This window comes from Geminicoccus sp., assembly GCF_036263595.1.
Classification (GTDB): Bacteria; Pseudomonadota; Alphaproteobacteria; order Geminicoccales; family Geminicoccaceae; genus Geminicoccus.
In genome coordinates, this window is the sequence record NZ_DATAGQ010000077.1 from 33674 (window position 1) to 54312 (window position 20639).

Annotated in this window: 16 protein-coding genes and 1 pseudogene; 10 read left to right on the top strand and 7 right to left on the bottom strand. The window is 67.3% G+C overall.

Annotated features, from left to right (window positions below; translation table 11 throughout):
• Window positions 1-525: 525 nt before the first annotated feature.
• Together VHL31_RS06820 and VHL31_RS06825 are read left to right on the top strand one after the other, a co-directional pair.
• Window positions 526-1602 carry an NAD-dependent epimerase/dehydratase family protein gene (locus VHL31_RS06820; protein WP_329660456.1) on the top strand — a complete coding sequence of 359 codons (1077 nt, stop codon included), beginning with the start codon at window positions 526-528 and terminating at the stop codon, window positions 1600-1602.
• Window positions 1599-2687 (top strand): hypothetical protein, encoded by a 1089-nt coding sequence (locus tag VHL31_RS06825; RefSeq protein ID WP_329660457.1) that lies wholly within the window; start codon window positions 1599-1601, stop codon window positions 2685-2687. The genes VHL31_RS06820 and VHL31_RS06825 overlap by 4 nt, the downstream gene beginning before the upstream one ends.
• Before the next feature lie 187 nt (window positions 2688-2874).
• Here VHL31_RS06825 and VHL31_RS06830 read toward each other — a convergent pair whose 3' ends face one another.
• From VHL31_RS06830 to VHL31_RS06845, 4 genes are read right to left on the bottom strand one after another with little or no spacing between them, the layout of a single operon-like run.
• Window positions 2875-3984 (bottom strand): substrate-binding domain-containing protein, encoded by a 1110-nt coding sequence (locus VHL31_RS06830; protein ID WP_329660458.1) that lies wholly within the window; start codon window positions 3982-3984, stop codon window positions 2875-2877.
• Window positions 3985-4022: 38 nt separating this feature from the next.
• Entirely contained in the window at window positions 4023-5006 is a 984-nt protein-coding gene (locus VHL31_RS06835) for an ABC transporter permease (protein WP_329660459.1), read from the bottom strand.
• Between the two features lie 13 nt (window positions 5007-5019).
• Window positions 5020-6009, bottom strand: a complete 990-nt coding sequence (locus VHL31_RS06840) for an ABC transporter permease (protein ID WP_329660460.1) — start codon at window positions 6007-6009, stop codon at window positions 5020-5022.
• A 1-nt stretch (window position 6010) separates the two neighbouring features.
• Window positions 6011-7705: a sugar ABC transporter ATP-binding protein gene (locus tag VHL31_RS06845; RefSeq protein ID WP_329660461.1), complete on the bottom strand. Its 1695-nt coding sequence runs from the start codon at window positions 7703-7705 to the stop codon at window positions 6011-6013.
• Between the two features lie 30 nt (window positions 7706-7735).
• On the opposite strand from VHL31_RS06845, the gene VHL31_RS06850 reads away from it, so the two are divergent.
• Window positions 7736-8809: an AI-2E family transporter gene (locus tag VHL31_RS06850; protein WP_329660462.1), complete on the top strand. Its 1074-nt coding sequence runs from the start codon at window positions 7736-7738 to the stop codon at window positions 8807-8809.
• Here VHL31_RS06850 and VHL31_RS06855 read toward each other — a convergent pair.
• Window positions 8798-9403 carry a TetR/AcrR family transcriptional regulator gene (locus VHL31_RS06855; protein ID WP_329660463.1) on the bottom strand — a complete coding sequence of 202 codons (606 nt, stop codon included), beginning with the start codon at window positions 9401-9403 and terminating at the stop codon, window positions 8798-8800. The two genes, VHL31_RS06850 and VHL31_RS06855, sit on opposite strands and share 12 nt — an antisense overlap.
• 67 nt (window positions 9404-9470) lie before the next feature.
• On the opposite strand from VHL31_RS06855, the gene VHL31_RS06860 reads away from it, so the two are divergent.
• Together VHL31_RS06860 and VHL31_RS06865 are read left to right on the top strand one after the other, a co-directional pair.
• Window positions 9471-9929, top strand: a complete 459-nt coding sequence (locus VHL31_RS06860; protein ID WP_329660464.1) for a cupin domain-containing protein — start codon at window positions 9471-9473, stop codon at window positions 9927-9929.
• Between the two features lie 35 nt (window positions 9930-9964).
• Window positions 9965-10450: a DoxX family protein gene (locus VHL31_RS06865; RefSeq protein WP_329660465.1), complete on the top strand. Its 486-nt coding sequence runs from the start codon at window positions 9965-9967 to the stop codon at window positions 10448-10450.
• Here the strand turns inward: VHL31_RS06865 and VHL31_RS06870 are convergent.
• Window positions 10400-12610, bottom strand: a complete 2211-nt coding sequence (locus VHL31_RS06870) for an esterase-like activity of phytase family protein (RefSeq protein ID WP_329660466.1) — start codon at window positions 12608-12610, stop codon at window positions 10400-10402. The genes VHL31_RS06865 and VHL31_RS06870 overlap by 51 nt on opposite strands.
• Before the next feature lie 385 nt (window positions 12611-12995).
• Between VHL31_RS06870 and VHL31_RS06875 the strand changes: the two genes are divergently transcribed.
• The 5 genes from VHL31_RS06875 (at window position 12996) to VHL31_RS06895 (ending at window position 19254) form a co-directional block, all read left to right on the top strand.
• Window positions 12996-14243 (top strand): Zn-dependent hydrolase, encoded by a 1248-nt coding sequence (locus VHL31_RS06875; protein WP_329660467.1) that lies wholly within the window; start codon window positions 12996-12998, stop codon window positions 14241-14243.
• A 95-nt stretch (window positions 14244-14338) separates the two neighbouring features.
• Complete coding sequence (locus VHL31_RS06880) at window positions 14339-16255, top strand: methyl-accepting chemotaxis protein (protein WP_329660468.1); 1917 nt, start codon at window positions 14339-14341, stop codon at window positions 16253-16255.
• A gap of 259 nt (window positions 16256-16514) precedes the next feature.
• Window positions 16515-17609 (top strand): 3-deoxy-7-phosphoheptulonate synthase, encoded by a 1095-nt coding sequence (locus VHL31_RS06885; RefSeq protein WP_329660469.1) that lies wholly within the window; start codon window positions 16515-16517, stop codon window positions 17607-17609.
• Window positions 17610-17728: 119 nt separating this feature from the next.
• The gene (locus tag VHL31_RS06890) at window positions 17729-18514 is read left to right on the top strand and encodes an ABC transporter ATP-binding protein (protein ID WP_329660470.1); all 786 of its coding nucleotides are present in this window, start codon (window positions 17729-17731) and stop codon (window positions 18512-18514) included.
• Between the two features lie 308 nt (window positions 18515-18822).
• The gene (locus VHL31_RS06895) at window positions 18823-19254 is read left to right on the top strand and encodes a DUF805 domain-containing protein (RefSeq protein ID WP_329660471.1); all 432 of its coding nucleotides are present in this window, start codon (window positions 18823-18825) and stop codon (window positions 19252-19254) included.
• An 874-nt stretch (window positions 19255-20128) separates the two neighbouring features.
• On the opposite strand, the pseudogene VHL31_RS06900 reads toward VHL31_RS06895, so the two are convergent.
• A pseudogene (locus VHL31_RS06900) lies at window positions 20129-20639 on the bottom strand (hypothetical protein); the annotation flags it as partial.

Here is a 20639-nt window from a genome sequence, read left to right on the forward strand (position 1 = left end):
CAACCGCACGGGAAGAGCCGCTTGTCTCAGGCGCACATGGCGCTCAAGGAGCGGCCCATTCAGGTCAAGGCAGAGTTGCCTGCAACCTGTGTACGGCTGGAACCCGTCTGCGCCGCTGGAAGCTTGCCTGACCGGGACGCTTTGTCCCCTTTGCGGAAGCACCTAGCCCGGTTCAACCAAAAGTAGAGCAAATCCGAGCAGCCAAGCGGCAGGATGTGGATGCGCGGTGACAACTGGTACGTGGGAGATGAGCACTCCTTCACGCTTCCGAAATCGTCAGTTGAATGACCTGATAGGCATGCTAGTAGGCTCACGAGGAGAAGCGGTGGCTTGTTCGTCGCGGGTCGACACGATCTGGTTCAATCACCGTCAGGTGCTTCGCGCTTTCCGGTGATCACCTGGAAGCTGAACGCCGAATCCTGACGCGATCGGCGGCTTTGCTTGTGTCTGCTCGACCGGCGGCGGAGTGCTGCTTCAGCTTCAGGCGCCATGACAGGCGCGCATGATGTAGCGAAGGAACCAGGCGTGCGTGTGGTGATCCTCGGATGTGGTGGCTTTGTCGGCAGCCATCTTCTGGACAATCTTCTGGATGATCCTCGCTACCAGATCGAAGGATGGGATCCGGAGGATCGCAAGATACGCCGTCATCTCGTCAATCCGCGCTTCACCCTTCACCGTACGGTCGCCCATGCTCCCGAGGCGCTGGTCGAGGTCGAGCGGGCGATCGTGCATTGCGACGTGGTGATCAACCTCGCGGCGATCTGCAATCCGGCGGACTACAACACGCAGCCGCTCGCGGTCATCCGCGCCAACCTGTTCGACGTGTACCCGATCGTGGAACTCTGCGCGAAGCACCGGCGCTGGCTGGTGAGCTTCTCGACCAGCGAGACCTACGGACGCACGATCTCGAGCTACCTGCCAGCTAGCAGCGATGCCGACCCGGATCTCTACGAGCTGCGCGAGGACGAGACCCCGCTGATCATGGGGCCGATCAGGAACCAGCGCTGGACCTATGCCTGCGCCAAGCAGATGACCGAGCGGCTGATCTATGCCCACCACACCGAGGAAGGCCTGCCGTTCACGATCATCAGGCCGCTGAACTTCTTCGGCCCGCGCATGGACTATATCCCGACCCGGGACGGTGACGGCGTCCCGCGCGTGCTGGCCTGCTTCATGGCGGCACTGCTGTCGGGCGAGCCCATGCAGCTGGTCGACGGCGGCCACGCGCGCCGGACGATCGTCTCGATCTACGAGGCGGTGGACGCCATCCGGCGGGTGCTGGAGAAGCCGGAGGCCTCGCAGAACCAGATCTTCAACATCGGCAACCGCCAGAACGAGGTCACCATGGCCGAGTTGGCGGACCTGATGCGCCGGACCTATGCGACGATCACGGGCGATCCGCGCTACAACGACCACCCGATCGTGACGACCTCGGCCGAGCAGTTCTACGGCAAGGGCTATGAGGACTGCGACCGGCGCATGCCCGACATCGGCAAGGCTGAGCGGCTGCTCGGCTGGGTGCCGACGATGAGGCTGCCGGAGATCCTGCTGGGCACGATGCGTTCCTATCATGACGAGTATGCCGTGCCCAAAGCGGCATGACGATCGGCTCCACGGCGGAGCCGGTCACGGTCGGCAATATCCGGATCGGCGGGGCGTCGCATGTGCTGCAGGTTGGTCCGGCGGAAACGGGCACGGGCGAGCGCTACGAATACTTCCTGAACATCATCCGGCACCTGGTCCGCGACCACGGACTGAAGCGCCGCTGGTTCATCACCTATGACGGCAAGCACGACATCCAGGGCCTGGACGGGGACTGCGTTGTGTTCATGTATGGCGAGGAACGATCGCTCACGCCCTGGCGCTACGAGCGCGCTGGGCTCGTGCTCAAGGCTTATGGTATGCGGCCGCACGCCGTGGAGCCGTTCCGGCCGGACATGCCCTGGCTGCTGGACCGGATGCGGGTCGAGCGCAACCGGCTGCAGGACCTCGCCATCGCCTGGCGCATGGGGCGAGTCCGCCACCAGGTCCTGGCTGCCAAGACCCTGCCCATCCCGCTGGGCTACGCCCGGCAGGAAGACCTGCCCATCGAGCCTATGGCCGGGCGGGCGAACCTGGTCTGGTTCGCAGGCAGCCTGCACAACGCGCAGGTCTCGCCGCTCGCCCTCTACCCTCGCCTGGCCAACCTGCCCAAGCTGAACGCCCGCCGGCAGATGGCGGCGGCCCTGTGCAAGCTGCAGGCGGAGCGCCCCGATTGGCCAATCGCCCTGCAGCTCAACCAGACCTACCAGGCCAGCCACTCGCCGGCAGGCAACGACTATGCGCGGCGGCTGATGGACACCCGGATCTGCGTGGCGCCGCGGGGGACCACGCCGGAGACGCAGCGCTTCTTCGAGGCGATGCGAGCCGGCTGCGCGGTGGTCTGCGAGGAACTGCCGGACTTCTGGTTCTATCGGTCGGCGCCGGCGATCCGGCTGCGGCGCTGGAGCGACCTGGAGCAGACCGTCGAGGGCCTGCTGGCGGTGCCGGGCCGGCTGGAGGATCTGCAGCGGGCAGGCTTGCGCTGGTGGGCGCAAGTGGCAGGACCGGCGGCAATGGCCGAGACGGTGGCAGCGATCCTCAAAGGGCGCACGACTGTCGGCGAGGTGATGGCGCGGACCGGGCCAGTGCCGTCGAAAATGTTCTAAACCACTGATATCGGCCGAGTCCCCGGGTTCGTTCCTGCAGAAATCATGACCAATGCGCATGCCTTCCCGCCGTCTGACCGCCCAGCCGGAAAGTGTCGCATGAACCGTCGTCCTGCCGAAGCGCAAAAAGAAACGGCATGGCAGGATGTCCTGCCATGCCGTGACGATGCCGGCGATGTGAGGCCGGTCAGAAGTCGAAGTTGTCGATGTTGCTCTTGTCGTAGACGAAGGGAGGCCCGAGCAGGATCTCGGAGCCGTTGACCACCGGCAGCTTGCCGAGCTTGCCGGCTTCCAGCTCGGTGGCGCCCGGCTTCAGCTTGCCGTCCGCCGCGGCACGGGCCGCATAGACCGCGGCATAGCCGAGATCGACCGGGTTCCACAGGACCACCGACTTCACGCAATCCGACTTCACGTACGGACGCATGGAGTTCGGCGTGGACAGGCCGACCACGGAGATCTTGCCGCACTGACCGGCCTGGGTCACCGCTTCGGCCGAGGCCGGCGTGGCCACGCTGGTCATGCCGAAGATGCCCTTCAGCTCGTCGCCATATTTGTTGATCAGCGTGGACGCCTGGTTGAAGGACAGGATGTTGTCCTCCTGAGCCTCGACGGTCTCCAGCCACTTCATGTTCGGGTGGCAGGCTTCCGCATAAGCCGACATCTCGGCGATCCAGCGCGCCTGGTTCGGCGTGGTGAAGGTGCTGGTGACGATGGCGAACGAGCCGTCCTCGCCGATCTCCTTGGCCATGTTGTCGACCATCGCCTTGGCGATGCCGTTGAACTCGGCCTGGTTCACGAACCACTCGCGCGAATCGGGCGTCGAGTTGCTGTCATAGCCGATCGCGTGGATGCCGGATTCCAGCGCCTTCTTCAGGACGGGCGCGATGGCCACGGTGTCGTTGGCAGCGAACAGGATGCCATCGACGCCACGGGTGATGTAGTTGTCGATGAAGGTGATCTGCTCGTCGATGTTGGCCTTCGTCGGGCCGTCGGTCGTGACCTCGACGTTGCCGAGTTCTTTTGCGGCGTCCTGCATGCCCTTCGACGTCGCGTTGAAATAGCCGATGCCGATCAGCTTGGGCACGTCGACCAGGGTAAGCTTCTTGCCCGCGCGATCCGGCGCGTTCGTCGGCTGCGCACCGTCATAGGGCTTCGCTTCGACCGCCCCCGCGGTGCCGTCGCAGGCCAGCGGCGCCACCGGCAGGTCGTCGGCGCCATCCCAGCGGCTCTGCGCCATGGCGCTGGCCGACCCGAGCAGCACGCTCAGGCTCAAGGCCGTGAACAGGGTCTTCTTCATCGTTCGTCTCTTCGCCTCCCTTGAATCAACCACGACGATCAATGCTCCGCGCCGCGCTGCCTCCGCAGCAGGTCGCTGACGAGGATCGAAAGGATCAGGATCACGCCGATCACCACGATGGTGCCGTCGCCCTTGACGCCCGACAGCGCCAGCCCGTTCTTGAGCAGCTGGATCAGCACGACCCCCAGCGCGGTCCCGAGGATCGTCCCGGTCCCGCCGAAGATGCTGGTGCCGCCCAGCACCACGGCCGTGATCACGTCGAGCTCCAGGCCGGTACCCATGTCGGAGCGGGTCGTGCTCACGCGCGATACGAACACCCAGGCGGCGAGGCCACCCATCAAGCCGGACATGGTGTAGATCGAGGTCTTGATGCGGTCGACCGGGATGCCGGAAAAGCGCGCCGCCACCTCGTTGTTGCCGATCGCGTAGAGGGAGCGGCCGAAGGTGGTGAAGGTCAGGACGATCGCGGTGATCACGAAGAACACCAGCAGCAGCCAGAGCTGGGTCGGCACGCCGAACAGCTCCCCCTGCCCGAGTTGCAGGAACCATTCCGGGTAGCCGCGGACCGACCTCGCCTGGCTGATACCCTCGGCCAGCCCGCGATAGAGCGCCAGCGTCGCCAGGGTCATGATCAGCGGCGGGACGCCGACCCTGGTGATGAACCAGCCGTTCACGAAGCCGGCGAACGCGCCCACCAGGATGGACAGCGCGATCGCCCCCTCCAGCGGCAGGCCCAGCTTCTGCCAGAACACGCCGAGCAGGATCGCGCACAAGCCCATGATCGAGCCGACCGACAGGTCGATGCCGCCGGTGATGATGATGAAGGTCATTGGCAGGGCCATGAGCCCGACCTCGACCAGGAGACGGCCCTGGTTCAAGAGGTTGCCGGTGGTCAGGAACTGCTCGGAGCGGAAGGCGAGCAGTGCGATCGCCGCGATCAGCACGAACAGGAGGATGACCTCGTGGCGCTTGAAGCCGGCATAGCGCTCGTGCTGGCCATGGGTCGCGACTGTGGATGCCATGCGCGTCACCTTCTCAGCGATGCCGCGCGCGCTTGCTGCGGCGCGCGAGGTCGGCGAGCACGGTCAGGAGGATCAGGAGACCCTGGACGGCGCGCAGCCAGTACGGAGATACGTTGATGAAGACCAGCGAGGAGCCGATCGCGGCGATCAGGATCGCGGCCAGGGTGGAGCCCACGACCGTGCCGGTCCCGCCCAGGATGCTGACCCCGCCCACGACCGACGCGGTGATGACCGTCAGCTCCAGGTTGGGCGGCACGGTGGACTGGATCACCGAGAGCTGCGTCGCGAACAGGATGGCTGCGATCCCGGCGAAGAAGCCGTGGATGACGAACACGATGAAGACCGTGCGCTTGCGGTCGATGCCTGCCAGGCGGGCCGCCTCGGCATTGCCGCCCACGGCATAGATGGACCGCCCGAAGGCCGAGTAGCGCATCCAGGCCGCAGCCAGGATCGTCAGGACGATCATGAACCAGACCGCCATCGGCACGCCCAACGGGCGGAGCTGCGCCAGATGGAAGCCGTCGGGCAGGTTGTTGATCCAGGCACCGGCCGTGATGCTGATCAGGCCGCCCTTGAGGATGGACAGCATGCCGAGCGTCACCACGATCGACGGCACGCGCATATAGGCCACCAGCCAGCCGTTGACGGCGGAGATCGCCATGCCGACCAGGATCGGGATGGTCCAGGCCAGCCAGAGCGGCCAGCCGTTCACGGCCAGCGTGCCGGAGATCGTGGCGAGCACGCCGATCAGCGAGCCCACCGACACGTCGATGTTGCCGGAGATGATCACCATCGACATGCCGATCGCGGCCACGGCGATATAGGCGTTGCCGAGGAAGATCGAGGACAGGTTGTTGGCGGACAGAAAGCGCTGGTTGTAGGCGCCGACCGCCACGAACAGGACGATGATGGCGATCAGCAGGATGCCTTCCTGGCTGATCGCGAGCTTGCGCAGCTTGGTCGAGAAGGAGGGCTGCTGGGTCAGGGCGAGACTGGCGGCCATCTCAGGCGGCCATCCCGGCCGGCACGACGCGCATCATGGCGCCGGCGATGACCTCCTGGGTGGCTTCAGCCCGGTCGAAACCCGCCACGATCCGTCCTTCCCGCATCACCAGCACCCGGTCGCTCATGCCCAGCACCTCGGGCAGCTCGCTCGAGATCATCAGGATCGCCAGCCCCTGCCCCGCCAGCTCGCTCATGATCCGGTGGATCTCCGCCTTCGCGCCGACATCGATCCCGCGGGTGGGCTCGTCCAGGATCAGGATCCTGGGCTTCGTCGCGAGCCACTTCGCCAGCACCACCTTCTGCTGGTTGCCGCCGGACAGCTTGCCGACGACCTGGTCCATGCTGCTGGCCCGGATCGAGAAGCGGGCGATGTCGCGCTTGGCCAGGTCCTGCTCTCGGTTGCGGTCGATGAAGAAGAAGCGGGAGATCTCGTCCAGGATCGCCAGCGAGACATTGTGCCGGATCCGCATCGGCCGGATCAGGCCCTGGATCCCGCGATCCTCGGGGACATAGGCGATGCCGTGGCGCTTGGCATCGGACGGGCTGCGGATGGTGACCGGCTTGCCGTCGACGAGGATCTGGCCGGCACTGGCCGGGGTGATGCCGAACAGGATCTGGGCGAATTCGCTGCGGCCGGACCCGACCAAGCCGGCCAGGCCCACGATCTCGCCTGCGCGCAGGGTCAGGCTCGCTTCCTCGACCGTTCCGGGGAACGCGACGCTGCGCGCTTCCAGCAGCGTGGCGCCGGGCGGCTTGGGCTCGCGGTGCGGATAGAGCTGGTCGATGGTGCGGCCGACCATCATCGAGATCAGCAGGGGCTCGGTCACGTCCTTGACCTCGCGGGTGGCGACATACTCGCCGTCGCGCAGCACGGTCACCCGGTCGGCCAGGTCGAAGATCTCCACCAGCCGGTGGCTGATATAGATGATGCCGACGCCACGGGCGCGCAGGCGGCGGACGATGCCGAACAGGCGCTCGACATCCGCCTCGGTCAGGGCCGCCGTAGGCTCGTCCATGATCAGGACGCGGGCGTTCATCGAGAGCGCCTTGGCGATCTCGACGCGCTGGCGGTTGCCGACCGACAATGCGCCCACGGGCGCATCGAGGTCGAGGTCGTGGATGTCCAGCGAGTGGAGGATCTCGGCGGTCCGCGCCCGCATGGTCGCCCAGTCGACCCCGCCCCATGAGAGGCGCGGCGCGTGCCCCATGAACACGTTCTCGGCGACCGTGAGCTCGGGGAACAGCAGCAGTTCCTGGTAGATGGCGGCGATGCCGGCGGCCTGCGCTTCCTGCGGGCTCGTGAACCGGACCGGCTTGCCGTCGACGTAGAGCGTGCCCTCGTCCTGCTGGTGGACGCCGGACATCACCTTGATCAGGGTCGACTTGCCCGCCCCGTTCTCGCCCAGCAGCGCATGGACCTCGCCCGGGCGCACGTCGAAGCTCACTCCCCGCAGCGCGCGGACGCCGGGAAACGACTTCACGATGCCTTCGAGGCGGAGGAGCGGGGCGTCGGCTTCCATCAGACCGCCCATGCGGCGGCACGGCTGGCCGTCTTCCTGCGTCCGAATAGTCGGATCATTGCCCCTCCCGATCTTGTCCGGACCTTTGGGCAGGTTCTCGACCCCGTCAAGGCCGACGATCTCTTCCCGCACATGCGGAGGAACGATGGCCCGGCCCTGACCGTTGCCGAGCACAGTTGCCCAGACCGGATGGAGTAGAAACCGATGATGCAGGCAGGCGGACGCGCCTCGGGCGAGGCGGCACGCCCGGCCAGCGATACTGCCCGCGCGATCTGGTGGATGATCGGCATCATTCTGGCCATCGGCATCGTGTACCTGATCCACGACGCCCTGCTCCTCCTGTTCGCGGGCATCCTCCTGGCGGTCCTGTTCCGCGGACTGACCCGGCGCCTCGCCGCCTGGACTGGCATGCCCGACCCGGCCGCCCTTGCAGTGGTGGTCCTGTCGCTGGCCGTGCTGCTGTTCGGCGGCATCTGGCTGTTGGCGCCGCAGGTCACGCAGCAGGTCGAGGACCTGACCCAGCAGGTGCCGGCGGCCTGGGGCAACCTGAAGGGCCGCGTGGTCGAGCGGCTGCCGGACGAGGGGCCGCTGGCAGACGCTCCGCAGCAGTTGAGCGATGTCGGCAGTTCCCGGATCTTCCAGCTGATGGGCAGCGGCTTCGGCGTGATCACCGGGACGCTTGGGGCACTGGGCAGCGGCCTCGTGATGATCGTCGTCGGGATCTATCTGGCCGTCGACCCGCCTCTCTACCGCCGCGGCCTGGTCCGCCTCCTGCCCATGCGCCACCGGCCCCGCAGCCGCGAGGTGCTGGAACTGATCGGGGAGAAGCTTGAAGGCTGGATCCTCGGCACGATGATCTCCGCCGCCATCGTCGGCTGCCTGACCTGGCTGGGCCTTTGGCTGCTCGGCATCCCGATCGCCCTGGTCCTGGCGCTGATCGCGACCGTCCTGACCTTCATCCCGAACATCGGGCCACTGATGTCGCTGGTGCCAGCCGTCCTGATCGCGGCGAGCGAAGGCCTGGGCACGACGCTGGCCGTGGTGGCGCTCTACATGGGTGTGCAGGCCGTCGAGAGCTACCTGATCACGCCGGTGATCCAGCAGCGCACGGTCGACCTTCCGCCGGTGGTCATCCTGCTGGCGCAGATCGTGATGGGCATCCTGTTCGGCATGCTGGGCGTGGCGCTGGCGATGCCGCTCGCCGCTGCGGCGATGGTGCTGGTGCAGGAGCTCTGGGTGAAGGACCGCCTGGAGCGCCCGGCCGCATCAGCGGCCTGAAGCCTCCCGGAGCGCACCCTCGACCAGCAGGCCCGCAACCCAGCGCGCCGTGTTCTCGGCCTGCGGATCGTCCAGACTGCACACATCCTTCAGCACCACGATCGTCTCGATCCCGCAGGTCAGCGCCAGGCCGTGAAGCAGGCGCTCGAACGCCTTGGGCGGCAGGTCGCCCTGGACCGGTGCCAGCGCCTCGCGCAGCCATCGGATCCGTCGGCCGCCGCGCTGTCCGGCCCGCTCGCCGGCGGCCGAAAGGCTGAGGAAGGTGCGGAACAGTTCCTCGCGTGCCAGCACCATCTTCAGCACCGCTGCCACGACATGCTCCGCGCGCCGCACCGGCTCGGAAAACCGGGCGATGTCGAGGTCGATGCGCTCGAACTCGACCGCCACCGCATCCAGGACCGCCTCCTGGGCCATCTCCTCCGGCCGCGAGAAATAGCGATACGCCGTGGCGCGCGAGATGCCGGCCCGGTCGGCTGCCTCCGGAACGGTCGGCTGCCTGCCCTCGGCCAGCAGCTCCCTGGCCGCCTGCAGCAATGCCTGCCGCGTGCGCTGCTTCTGCGCGACCCGCTCTGACCCTTCTTGACCACCCATCATCTTCCCCTTATGAGACAAACGTCTCTTTATGCGATGTGTGTATCATTATGAGCGAAGGGTCTCAACCATGGTTCCTCTCCCGGGCATCGGCGATACCGTGCACCTCCTTGGCACGCTGATCACGTTCAAGGCGACGGCACGGGAAACGGATGGGACGTTCTCGCTGGTGGAAGTGGCAACCGGGGTAGGTCAGGAGACCCCGCCGCACCTCCAGCGCGACGACGCGGAATCCTTCTATGTCCTGGAGGGGACCTACGAGATCACGGTGGCGGGCCAAGCGCGCCAATGCGGCCGGGGCTCGTTCGTCCACGTGCCGCGGGGCGTCGTGCACGGCTTCCGCAACGCTGGCGACCGCACCGCCAGGATGCTGATCCTGAACGTGCCGGGCGGCATCCACGAGCGCTTCTACGCGGACGCCGGCGAGCCGGTCGCCGATCCCGCCGGCTTCACGCCATCGGCACCCGATGTGTCCAAGATCACAGACGCCTGCCGGCGTTACGGTATCGAGCTGCAACCCCGGGGCTGACCGCTCCGGCAAGACACTCTGTGGAGGGTTTGTTCATGCCTCGTGCGATCGAAGCGATCCTGGACAACGATTGGTTCGGCTACGTCGCCCGCACCATGGTGACGTTCATGTTCTGGATGAGCGGCCTGGCCAAGCTCATCGATTTCTCCGGCGGCGTCGCCGAGATGAGCCATTTCGGGCTGGAGCCGGCCGCCCTGTTCAACGTCGCCACGGCCGTCGTGCAGCTCACGGGCTCCGCCCTGATCATCCTGAACCGCTGGACCTGGCTCGGGGCCGGCATGCTGGCGGTGTTCACCGTGCTGACCATCCCGATCGCCCATCCTTTCTGGTCGATGGAAGAGCCGTTCCGCACGATCGAGTTCTACGTCGTGATGGAGCACATCACGATGGTGGGCGCCCTGATGGTGGTCGCCTGGGCTTCCGTGCTGCAGAGAGTGCCTGCCCGCCAGCGCGACGGGCAGGCCGTGACGTCAGTTGCTGGCGGCCAGCGGCCCCAGGTCCAGGAAGCGAGCCTCGCCTAGCGCATCGCCCACCCCGTCATTGTCGGACACGATCACCAGGCGGCCGTCCGGCATCATCGCCAGCCCCTCGATCTTCTCGATCGTCCACCCGTGGAGATCCTGCAGAACGGGAAGCACGTCGATGCCGGCCGTCTTCTGGACCGTCGGCAGGGGCTGGCCGGCCGCTGCCGGCACGACATCCGTCAGGTCGACGACGGTCACCTTCTTCACCGCCGCGGCCGGGCCTCCCTGGTTGTCCCGCTCGATCAGGGCCAGCCGGCTGCCGCCAAGCGACGTAACTTCGGAGAGACCGATCCAGCCCTTCCCGGCCGGTGCCTCGAGCGGGTAGCGCACGAAGGTCCACTCGCCACTGAAAGGAGCGTAGAAGCCGAGCTTGGCCTGGTTCTCTGGATCGTCCTTCCAGGGCCGCTGGATCGCTACCACGACCCGCTCGTCGTCACCCTCGCCGATAACGGCCACGCCCTCGAAGCCGAACCGGATCGCCTGGCCCGCCACCTCCTTGGGCAGTTCGATCTCGCGTTCCACCACGCCATCGGCCGACACGGCGATCAGCAGGTTGACCGTCGGGTTCTTCTCCCGCTCCGGGTTGCCCTCGGAAGCCAGCCAGAATCCCCCGCCGTCGCGCAGCGCGATGCCTTCCAGGTCATAGGCCTGGGGCTGGCCATCCTTGGTCACGGTGATCGACCGGGTGATCACGGCAGGCTTCCGGCCGGCATCGATCTCGAAGATCTTCGACGTCGCGTAGAAGCTGTCCGAGACCGCGAACAGCTTGCCGTCCGGTCCGGCGACGAGGCCGGACAGGGCGCCGAAGCCGATCGGCGCACCGTCCTGGTCGCCCGAGACGATGGTCGGGAAGGAAGGAGCCTCGCTGCCGTACTGGTAGATCATCACGTTGGAGCGCACGGCGTCCTCGGCCGAATCCTCCTCGGCGGCCACCACGAACAGGTTGCGCTGCGGGATTGCCAGCAGCCCCTCGGGTGCCACGCCCGTCGGCAGGACCTGCCGGAACTCAGGCGCTGCGTCCGCACCCTTGTCGGCGAACACCGAGACCATGTTCGCGCGCTCGGCACCCACGAAGATCAGCTCCTCGTCCCCGAACCGGCCGACCTCGATGCCCTCCGGCTCGCTACCCTTGGCCTTGGCGCGCTTGGCCGGGTACATGCCGTTGCGGATCGCGATGTGCTCGATCAGGTTGCCGCTCTCGAACAGCACCTTGCCGCTCCGGTCGAAGACCGTGAAGCTGCGCGAGCCGCCCTTCCAGTCGCCTTCGTTGGCCGTCACCAGCCGGTGGCCGGGCAGCCAGCCGATCGCATCCGGCTCGCGCGCCACGCCCTTGAGGCTGCCCGTGGGCTCGATCAGCGCCTCCTTGGAGGTCGGGATCCGGTCGAGGTCGACCGCGCCCGCCGAAAAGCTGCCGACCACCTCGCCCTTGGCGAGGTCGATCAGCACGATGTGGTTGTTCTCCTGGAGCGTCAGCGCCGCGATGCCCTCGTCATTCACGTCGACGAACTCGGGCTCCGGATCGTCGCCGGCCACGGCGGCAATTCCGGTCAGGTCGACCTTTCCTGCCGCATCGCAGTTGGACGGCGCACCATCGGCACCGAGCTGGAGGATGGACAGATGCCCGGCCGGCATCTGCGGGATTGCACCGTCGTTCACGTCCTCGTCGCGCTCGTTCTCGACAGCCACGGCCAAGAAGCGCCCGTCCTTGCTGGCCGCCACCGAATCGGGCTGACTGCCTACGTCGCAGCGTGCCAGCACCTTCCGGGTGGCTAGGTCCACCACCGCGACATGGCCGCTCGGCGCCTTCTTGCTCTCGGACGCGTTGACAGCGACGAGCACCTTCCCGCCCACGACCGTCACCGAGGTAGGCTCGCCTTCCATGGCGAGGCTGCCGCCGGGCTTCGGCGCTGCCGGATCCGTGATGTCGATGAAGCCGATCTGCTTGTTCGGGCTGTCGCTGTAGATGAGCGTCATGCCGTCGGGCGTGGCCGTGATGATCTCGCTGCTGGTCTGCGTCGCAGGGTCCGTGCCATCGGGCAGGTTCGCGAAGACCGGGAAGGTCGCGACCCGCTCGAAATAGGCTGCCTGGACAGGCATGGCCGCCATGGCCAGCCCGGTGGCAGCACCCAACAGCAAGGCATGCCGCAGTCGGCCCATCGCGCGTCTCCAAAAATGCTGGGGAAGAACTGGACGGGATGTGGCGGCATCCGGTGACATTTGGATGACGAACGACCGTTCTGCCTGTGCTGCCGCCCGCGTTTCGGGTTATGATGATCGGCTGGCCTGCAAGCTCGGCCGCTCCAGCGAACACGCCGCGCAACCACGAATTTGCATGAACGAACCCAAGCGGGCAAGTTCTCTCTTCTTGCCAATGACTTACCTCACCCGGGTTCCCGGGTTTGGCCGCTTTTCCCGCCGATCCTCATGGTACTGCTGCCCATGGACCTGGTCGGCCACTGGGCAGGCTCAGGCCGGCGCTGGACAGCCTCGCCCGGCCGGCATACGCCCTGGCTCGACCGTTCCAGGATTGGGAGCCGACCCCGTGCAGCAGAAGCCCAGCAACCTCCATGTCGACGGCCGCCGCTTCTGGGACTCGCTCATGGAGATGGCCAGGATCGGCGCCACGCCCAAGGGCGGCTGCAACCGGCAGACGCTCACCGACCTGGACAAGGACGGCCGCGAGCTGTTCCGTTCCTGGGTGGAGGCGGTCGGCTGCACGGTCGAGGTCGACGAGATGGGCAACATGTTCGCCCGCCGCCCGGGCCGCCGGGACGACCTGCCGCCGGTCGTGATCGGCAGCCATCTCGACACCCAGCCCACCGGCGGCAAGTTCGACGGTGTCGCCGGCGTGCTCTGCGGCCTGGAGGTGCTGCGCACCCTGCACGACGCGGGCTACGAGACCGACCATCCGGTCATGGTGGTGAACTGGACGAACGAGGAGGGCTCGCGCTTCTCGCCGGCCATGCTGTCCTCGGGCGTGTGGGCCGGCGCCTTCACGAAGGACTGGGCCTATGGCCTGAAGGACCGTGACGGCAAGACGTTCGGGGAAGAGCTGGCACGCATCGGCTTCAAGGGCGACAAGCCCTGCAGCCCCGCCGACTGGAAGTGCCATTTCGAGCTGCACATCGAGCAGGGCCCGATCCTTGAGGCCGAGAACAAGCAGATCGGCGTCGTCACTGGCGTCCAGGGCATTCGCTGGCTGGACGTGACCATCACCGGCAAGGAGAGCCATGCCGGCTCCACGCCGATGCCCCGGCGCAAGGATGCGCTGGTGGCGGCGTCCAAGGTCGTGATCGCCCTGGACGAGATCGCAAGGCGGCACGCGCCGTCTGCCGTCGCGACCGTGGGCGAGATCAAGATCGCCAAGCCGTCCCGCAACGTCATCCCCGGCGAGGTCACCTTCACGGTCGACCTGCGCCACCCGGAGACGCAGGTGGTCGACGCCATGGAGCAGGAGCTGCGCGCAGCCGTGGCGGATGCCTGCCAGCGGGACTCGCTGCCCTTCGTCGTCGACCGGCTCTGGGACTCGCCGCCCGTGTCCTTCCACCCGGACTGCATCGCCGCCGTCGAGGACGCCGCCCAGGAGGCCGGCTATGCCCATCGCCGCATCGTCAGCGGGCCCGGCCACGACAGCGCCTACACAGCGCGGCACGTGCCCACCTCGATGATCTTCATCCCCTGCAAGGACGGCCTGTCGCACAATGAGGAAGAGTCGGCGGAGCCCGACGACCTGACGGCTGGTGCGGAGGTGATGCTGCGGGCGGTGCTGCGGATGGCGCAGGCGGGCTGATCCGCAGCGGTGCCGGCATTCACCTTTCATTAGGACGGACGCGCTACAAGAGGCCCTGTCGCCATTGCGTTTATGGCGTCGGCAGGGAGCCTCCGATGTTCGAATCCTGGGGGATCGCGCGCAAGATCGGCTGTGCGGTCACCCTGTTCGTGGTGCCGCTCGCCTATCTGCTCTGGAGCCTGATCGGTGCCGGGCAGGTCGTGATCGTCACGGCGCGGCAGGAGATCCAGGGCGACCTCTACCTTGAGCCCGTGCGTCAGGTGCAGGCAGCAATGCTACGCACGATCCTGACAGGAGGTGACCAACCGGGTCTCGTGGCGGCTCTTGAGGAGGCACGTGCCGCTTCAGCGAAGCATGGTGCCGGCTTCAAGGCGGAAGGGCTGGTGGCAGATGCGGAGGAGGCCCTCCACGCTCTGATGACGGCACCAGCCGACTCGGATAAACAAAGCGGGGCGATGAATGCCGTTGAAGCACTGATCGTCCAGATCCGTGATGCGTCCGGCCTCATACTCGACCCACAGATCGACAGCTTCTACGCCATGGACGCATCGGCCGTGGCCCTGCCGAGCCTGATGAACCAGCTGGCGCGCATCGGCAGCCTGCTGGTGGGACCGCCTGCGCAGCCAAGCCAGCTGGCCGTGGCTCATGCGCTGGCCCAGAACGAGCTGGCCCATCTGCGGACTTCATTCGAGGCGGCCCAGGCGAACGACAGCGTCGGCAGGCTGGTCCAGCTCCGTCCGGCGCTGGAGGAGGTGACGGCACGGGTGGAGGCCATCCTGGCCCGGGCCGGGCCCGCTGCGTCCGTGCAGCCGCTGCCCAGCGCGTCCGATGTGAGCGGTGTCGTCACCTCCCTTGCCTCGCTCAGCACCCGGCTCAGCGCCGAGCTGAGGCTCATGCTGGAAGCGCGGCTCGATGCTGCCGAGCAGGTACGCATGGAACAGCTGGCCGTGGCGGCCTTCCTGTTCGTGCTGGCCGGGCTGAGCGTCGCCTACCTGCTCCTGCAGGCCGTCATCCGGCCGATCCGGGCGATGACCTTGGCCTTCTCACGCCTGGCCGCCGGCGAGCTCGCCCTTGAGATTCCGTTCAAGGAGCGCCGGGACGAAGTCGGCGCCATGGCTCGCGCCGCCGATATCTTCAAGCTGCGCAATGCCGCTGAAGCGAAGCGCAGCGGCGACGTCGCTGGCCTGGTGGCGTCGTTCGAGGGAACGTCCATCGAGCTGTCCGACAAGCTCACGCAAGCGGCCGGGCGACTGGCCGAGGCCGCTTCGGAACTGCATGCGGGATCGAGGAACACCCAGCAGCAGATGGCGGCCGCCGATGCGGCGACCGCCGCCGCATCCCCGAACATGCAGACGGCCGCCGGCGCCGGCCACGAGCTGACGGCGTCGATCGATGCCATCGGCCGTCACGTCGACGCCACGAGCGCCATGACCGCACGGGCCGTCCAGGTGGCCGAGGATACGGTGGAGGAAACGGTGAAGCTGGCGCAGGCGGCACAGACCATCAGCGGCATCGTCTCCCTGATCGAGGACATCGCGGCCCAGACCAGCCTTCTGGCGCTCAACGCCACGATCGAGGCGGCGCGTGCCGGCGAGGCTGGCCGGGGCTTTGCCGTGGTCGCCGGCGAGGTGAAGAACCTGGCGAGCCAGAGCGCCCGGGCGACGGCCGACATCACGGCCCAGATCCAGTCGGTGCAGGAAGCGGCCCATGCCGCCATTGCATCGGTCCGCTCGATCGGGGCCACCATCCAGGAGATCGACAACGCCGCCGGATCCATTGTGACCTGTGTCGGGCAGCAGGATCAGATGACCAAGGCCATCGCTGGCCATGTCGCGGAGGCCGCGGCCGGTGCCGGCTCCGCGGCGCACAGCATCGGGATGGTGCATCGCACGGTCGAGGAGGTCGGCGCTGTCGCTGCCACGGTGCGGGCAGCCGCCGAGGGCTTGGCTAACCAGGCAGCACAACTGCGCCGCGAGGTGGCGCAGTTCTCCGAGCGGGTCAGGGCGGCTTGAGCCATCGGAGCGGCACCCGCAGCTGCCTGATGGCGTCGATCATCGCTGCGTGACAAGCCCGCAGGATCGCGTTATGTGCCCGGCATGATCGACATGCGCACCCGCCAGTACTTTTGGTTCTTCGGCTATCCAAGGCCGCTGGCGGAGCTTGGGACATGCGCGATCTGAGGATCTAGACGATAGCATTTCCCGAACAGCCGCCAGCCAGTCTGGCGGCTTTTTCGTGGCCGCCGGCATGGCCCGCCCAGGAGACCATCCCGTGCCCGCATCCACCGACGATCTCCGCATCCTGCAGATCCGTGAACTGAGTACGCCATCCCAGGTCATGCGCGAAATCGAGCGCACGCCCTCGGCCACGGCGACGGTGGCGGCCGGCAGGGGCGCCTTCCAGGACATCCTGCACGGGCGGGATGACCGCCTTGCGGTCGTGATCGGCCCCTGCTCGATCCATAATCCGGCGGCCGCCCTTGACTATGCCGAGCGCCTTGTCGGCGAGCGGCGCCGGTTCGCCGGGCAGCTCGAGATCGTCATGCGGGTCTATTTCGAGAAGCCACGCACCACGGTCGGCTGGAAGGGCCTGATCAACGATCCCGGCCTCGACGACAGCTTCGACATCGACCGCGGCCTCCGCCTTGCGCGGCAGCTGCTGCGCGACGTCGCCGAGATGGGCCTGCCGGCGGCGTGCGAGTTCCTGGACATGACGACGCCGCAATACATCGCCGACCTCGTCGCCTGGGCCGCGATCGGTGCCAGGACCACGGAGAGCCAGGTCCATCGCGAGCTCGCCTCCGGCCTGTCCTGCCCGGTCGGCTTCAAGAACGGGACCGACGGCAACGTGCGGATCGCCGCGGAGGCGGTGATGTCGGCCTCGCGTCCCCATCACTTCCTGGCCGTCACCAAGGAAGGCCGCTCCGCGATCGCCTCCACCGCCGGCAATGCGGACTGCCATGTGATCCTGCGTGGCGGCCGCCTGCCGAACTACGATGCCGAGAGCGTGGAGGCGGCCTGCGCCGAAGCGGCCCGGGCAGGCGTGCCGCCTCGGGTCATGATCGATGCGAGCCATGCCAACAGCGGCAAGAAGCCGGAGAACCAGCCCGTCGTGATCGACGAGGTCGCAAGGCAGGTCGCGGACGGCGAGATGCGCATCATCGGCACCATGGTCGAGAGCAACCTTGTCGGCGGCCGCCAGGACCACGTGCAGGGCCGCCCGCTCCTGTACGGCCAGAGCATCACCGACGGCTGCATCGACTGGACCACGTCGCTGGCCGTGCTCGAGACCCTGGCCGCTGCCGTCGACCGGCGCCGCAGCCGTCCGCACGGGACCGACCGTCGCCTGGAACAGGTCGCCGGCTGAGGCAGCAGAACCACGCGGCGCAGCGGGCCGGGCCTAGCCGGATCGGCCCGCAGCTCCTAGGCTCGCTAGGGGGCGCAACGGTGGCAGGTAGCGTGCAGGATCTGGTCAGCAGCGGTCCGATGACGACGGATCCGGTGGTCGAGACGGCGAATCTCGCCCTGGTCTTCCAGACCAATGACGGCACGGTCCAGGCCCTGTCGGACGTGTCGCTCACGATCGAGCGGGGCTCTTTCGTATCGCTGATCGGGCCGTCCGGGTGCGGCAAGACCACCCTTCTGCGCGTCATCGCCGACCTCGAGCAGCCCACCGGCGGGTCGATCACCGTCAACGGGACCAGCCCTGCGGAGAACCGGCGGCGGCGTGGCTACGGCTATGTCTTCCAGGCGCCTGCGCTCTATCCCTGGCGCACGGTGCTGCGCAACGTTACCCTGCCGCTGGAGATCATGGGCGCCAGCGCTGCGGAGCGGGCCGAGCGGGCCCGCCGCAACCTTGAGTTGGTCAACCTCGAGGGCTTCGAGGGGAAATATCCCTGGCAGCTCTCCGGCGGCATGCAGCAGCGTGTCTCGATCGCCCGTGCTTTGTCGTTCGAGCCGCAACTCCTCCTCATGGACGAACCGTTCGGGGCGCTGGACGAGATCACGCGCGACCATTTGAACGAGCAGTTGCTGCGGCTTTGGCGCACCACCGGCAAGACCGTCGTGTTCGTCACCCATTCGATCGCCGAGGCGGCCTTCCTGTCGACCAGGATCGTCGTCATGTCGCCCAGACCCGGTCGCATCCTCGAAGTGATCGACAGCGACTTCCCGAAGGAGCGTACCCTCGACATCCGGGAAGCGCCGGCCTTCACCGAAATCGCGCGGCGGATCCGCGACGGCCTGCGCGCCGGCCACTCCTACGAGGACTGACCCGGCATGACCCGCTCGTTCTCGATCGCCGGCCCGCGGCCCTAGCATGCACGGTGCAGCCTGGATGCTCAGGATCGACGGAGAACGGCAAGCGCGGCGGTGGGCATCGCTCCCTTCGCTCGCTGCCTGGCGATGCTGGAATCCGGAGCGGGCCCGACAGAGGCGGAGCGGCCTTTGGGCCGGCTGGCCAATGTCCTGGATCGGCCTGCTGGTGACGCCGCAACCCGCTTATCCGCATGCCACTCATCGTCGCCCACCTGGTGGTGCCAAGCCTCGCTCACCGTTGCCCTGACCATGTCCAGCGAACCTTGAACGCACCCGCCGACGACCATGTGCCGGCAGAGCCGGTCGACTGGTTCTCGACGCGCGGCCGTCGGGGCCGGCGGTCGTTCGTCCTGAATTTCCTGCTCGTGAATTTCTGCGTCGCCGCTACCAGCGGCATTGCCGAGGCCGGTGGCGAGCTGCCCCGGCTGGTGGCCGTCGCCTGCGCGCTGGCCGGGACGTGGATCAACCTCTGCCTGGTCGCTCAACGATTGCATGACATGGGCCGCAGTGGCTGGCTCCAGATCGTGCCGTTCGCGCTGGGCCTGGCGGGCATCGCCCTGCTCACCCTCGACCACCCGCTCGCACGCCCACCGGGCCTGGCGATGCTCCTGACCGGCTGGCTCGGCTTCGCCTTCTGGCTGGCGCTCGCACCCGGCACGCCCGGCAGCAACGGCTTCGGTAGCCGCGAACGCTGACTGCCCGCCGCGCCAAGCTAAGTTCTCCAACTGCCGGCCTGAACATGATGGCGGCGATCTGGAGCATGACGAGGTAGTTGGCGGGGTGCTTCGGTCTGCTCCGCGGCTCGGACATTTCGCGTGGCAATGCGCCGGCATCGCCCGAAGCGGCCAGCGGGCGCTCGATCCGGTGGCGCTGGGCGTAGGCTGGCCAGTGGATCAGCGCAAATGGGCGTTGGTTCATGGGAGAGCGGCGCGAATGCCCGAGGCTCGTGGCTTGGCGGCATGACTTGGCGGATCGGCGGGCGCCCTGCGGCGATGACGCCTGCTCGATCCACTGTCGGCCAAGGCAAGATTGGCCTGCCCGGGATCTTTGGATGCCGGTCAGGCGAAGAGTTGATCGGCCCTTTGCCGGTTCATGGGCATGCAGCGCAGCCGGAGCTGGCAGCGGTTGCGCACGTGGCGGTAGAGGTAGCGTCGCTTCATGGTGTCGAAGAGCTTCAAGGGCCTGGCAGCGTGGTGGTGCGATGACGACATTCATCCAGCTGTGCATCGAGCGTCAGCAGACCCTCGATCCAACCTCGGCCAGCGCCTCCCGTTTTTCCACCGACTAGCAAACCTTGTCCGCCAGCACGGCCTGCTCATCGCCGCAAGCCAAGGCATCGGCGGCGATGCCCAGAACCAATGTCGGCGCCGGCACAGGATGGCCCTGCGGGTCAGGTCCGGGTCCCGCTGTGATCTCCTGACCGCCGCCCTTGCAGGGGCGAATTGATCGTCGTGCCGGCGATCGATTGTCCACCGCCAGGTGCGCCCTGGTGCCGAAGAAGCGGCGCTGCTTGGCACCGGATGAAGCCAGCGGCAGCAGGCGCCGGCTCCATCCATGCAATGGCTCGCATCAGGAAGATGCGAGCGGGAGGGCATCGAACCCGACCTCGGTCACTAGGCCACGCTGCTCGAGCCGGGTGTTCAAGGCATCGAACACGGCCTCCACCAGACCCGCCTCGGCCATCGATCCGGAAGCGAGGGAGCGTCCCTTCGCAGCCTCATGGCCGATCAATGGTTTTGCCGTCGATCCTCTGGAGATCGAATGACCGGTCTCATGATCGATCACTGCGCCTGGCACCGCATCCTCCAGCCCGAGGCCGCAACAGCGGCGGAAGCTCAGCCGCCAAGCCAGGGCTTCTTCGAGATCACGATTCGACAGGTGGTACCCTTGCCGTCCAGCAGGTGCTGCAGCAGCAAGGCCTTGAGCTGGCCAGCGGCGCCTAGCTGTTTGGTCCCGCGGCGTAGAGGCAGGGTGGCTGGTGAAAAAGCTCGGGCTTTGCTGCCAGACGGCGGTGATGGCCTCGATGGGCGTGCGCCGGCGGAGCGCCTTGAGCTGCCTGGCGATGTTGCAGGCTGCCTGC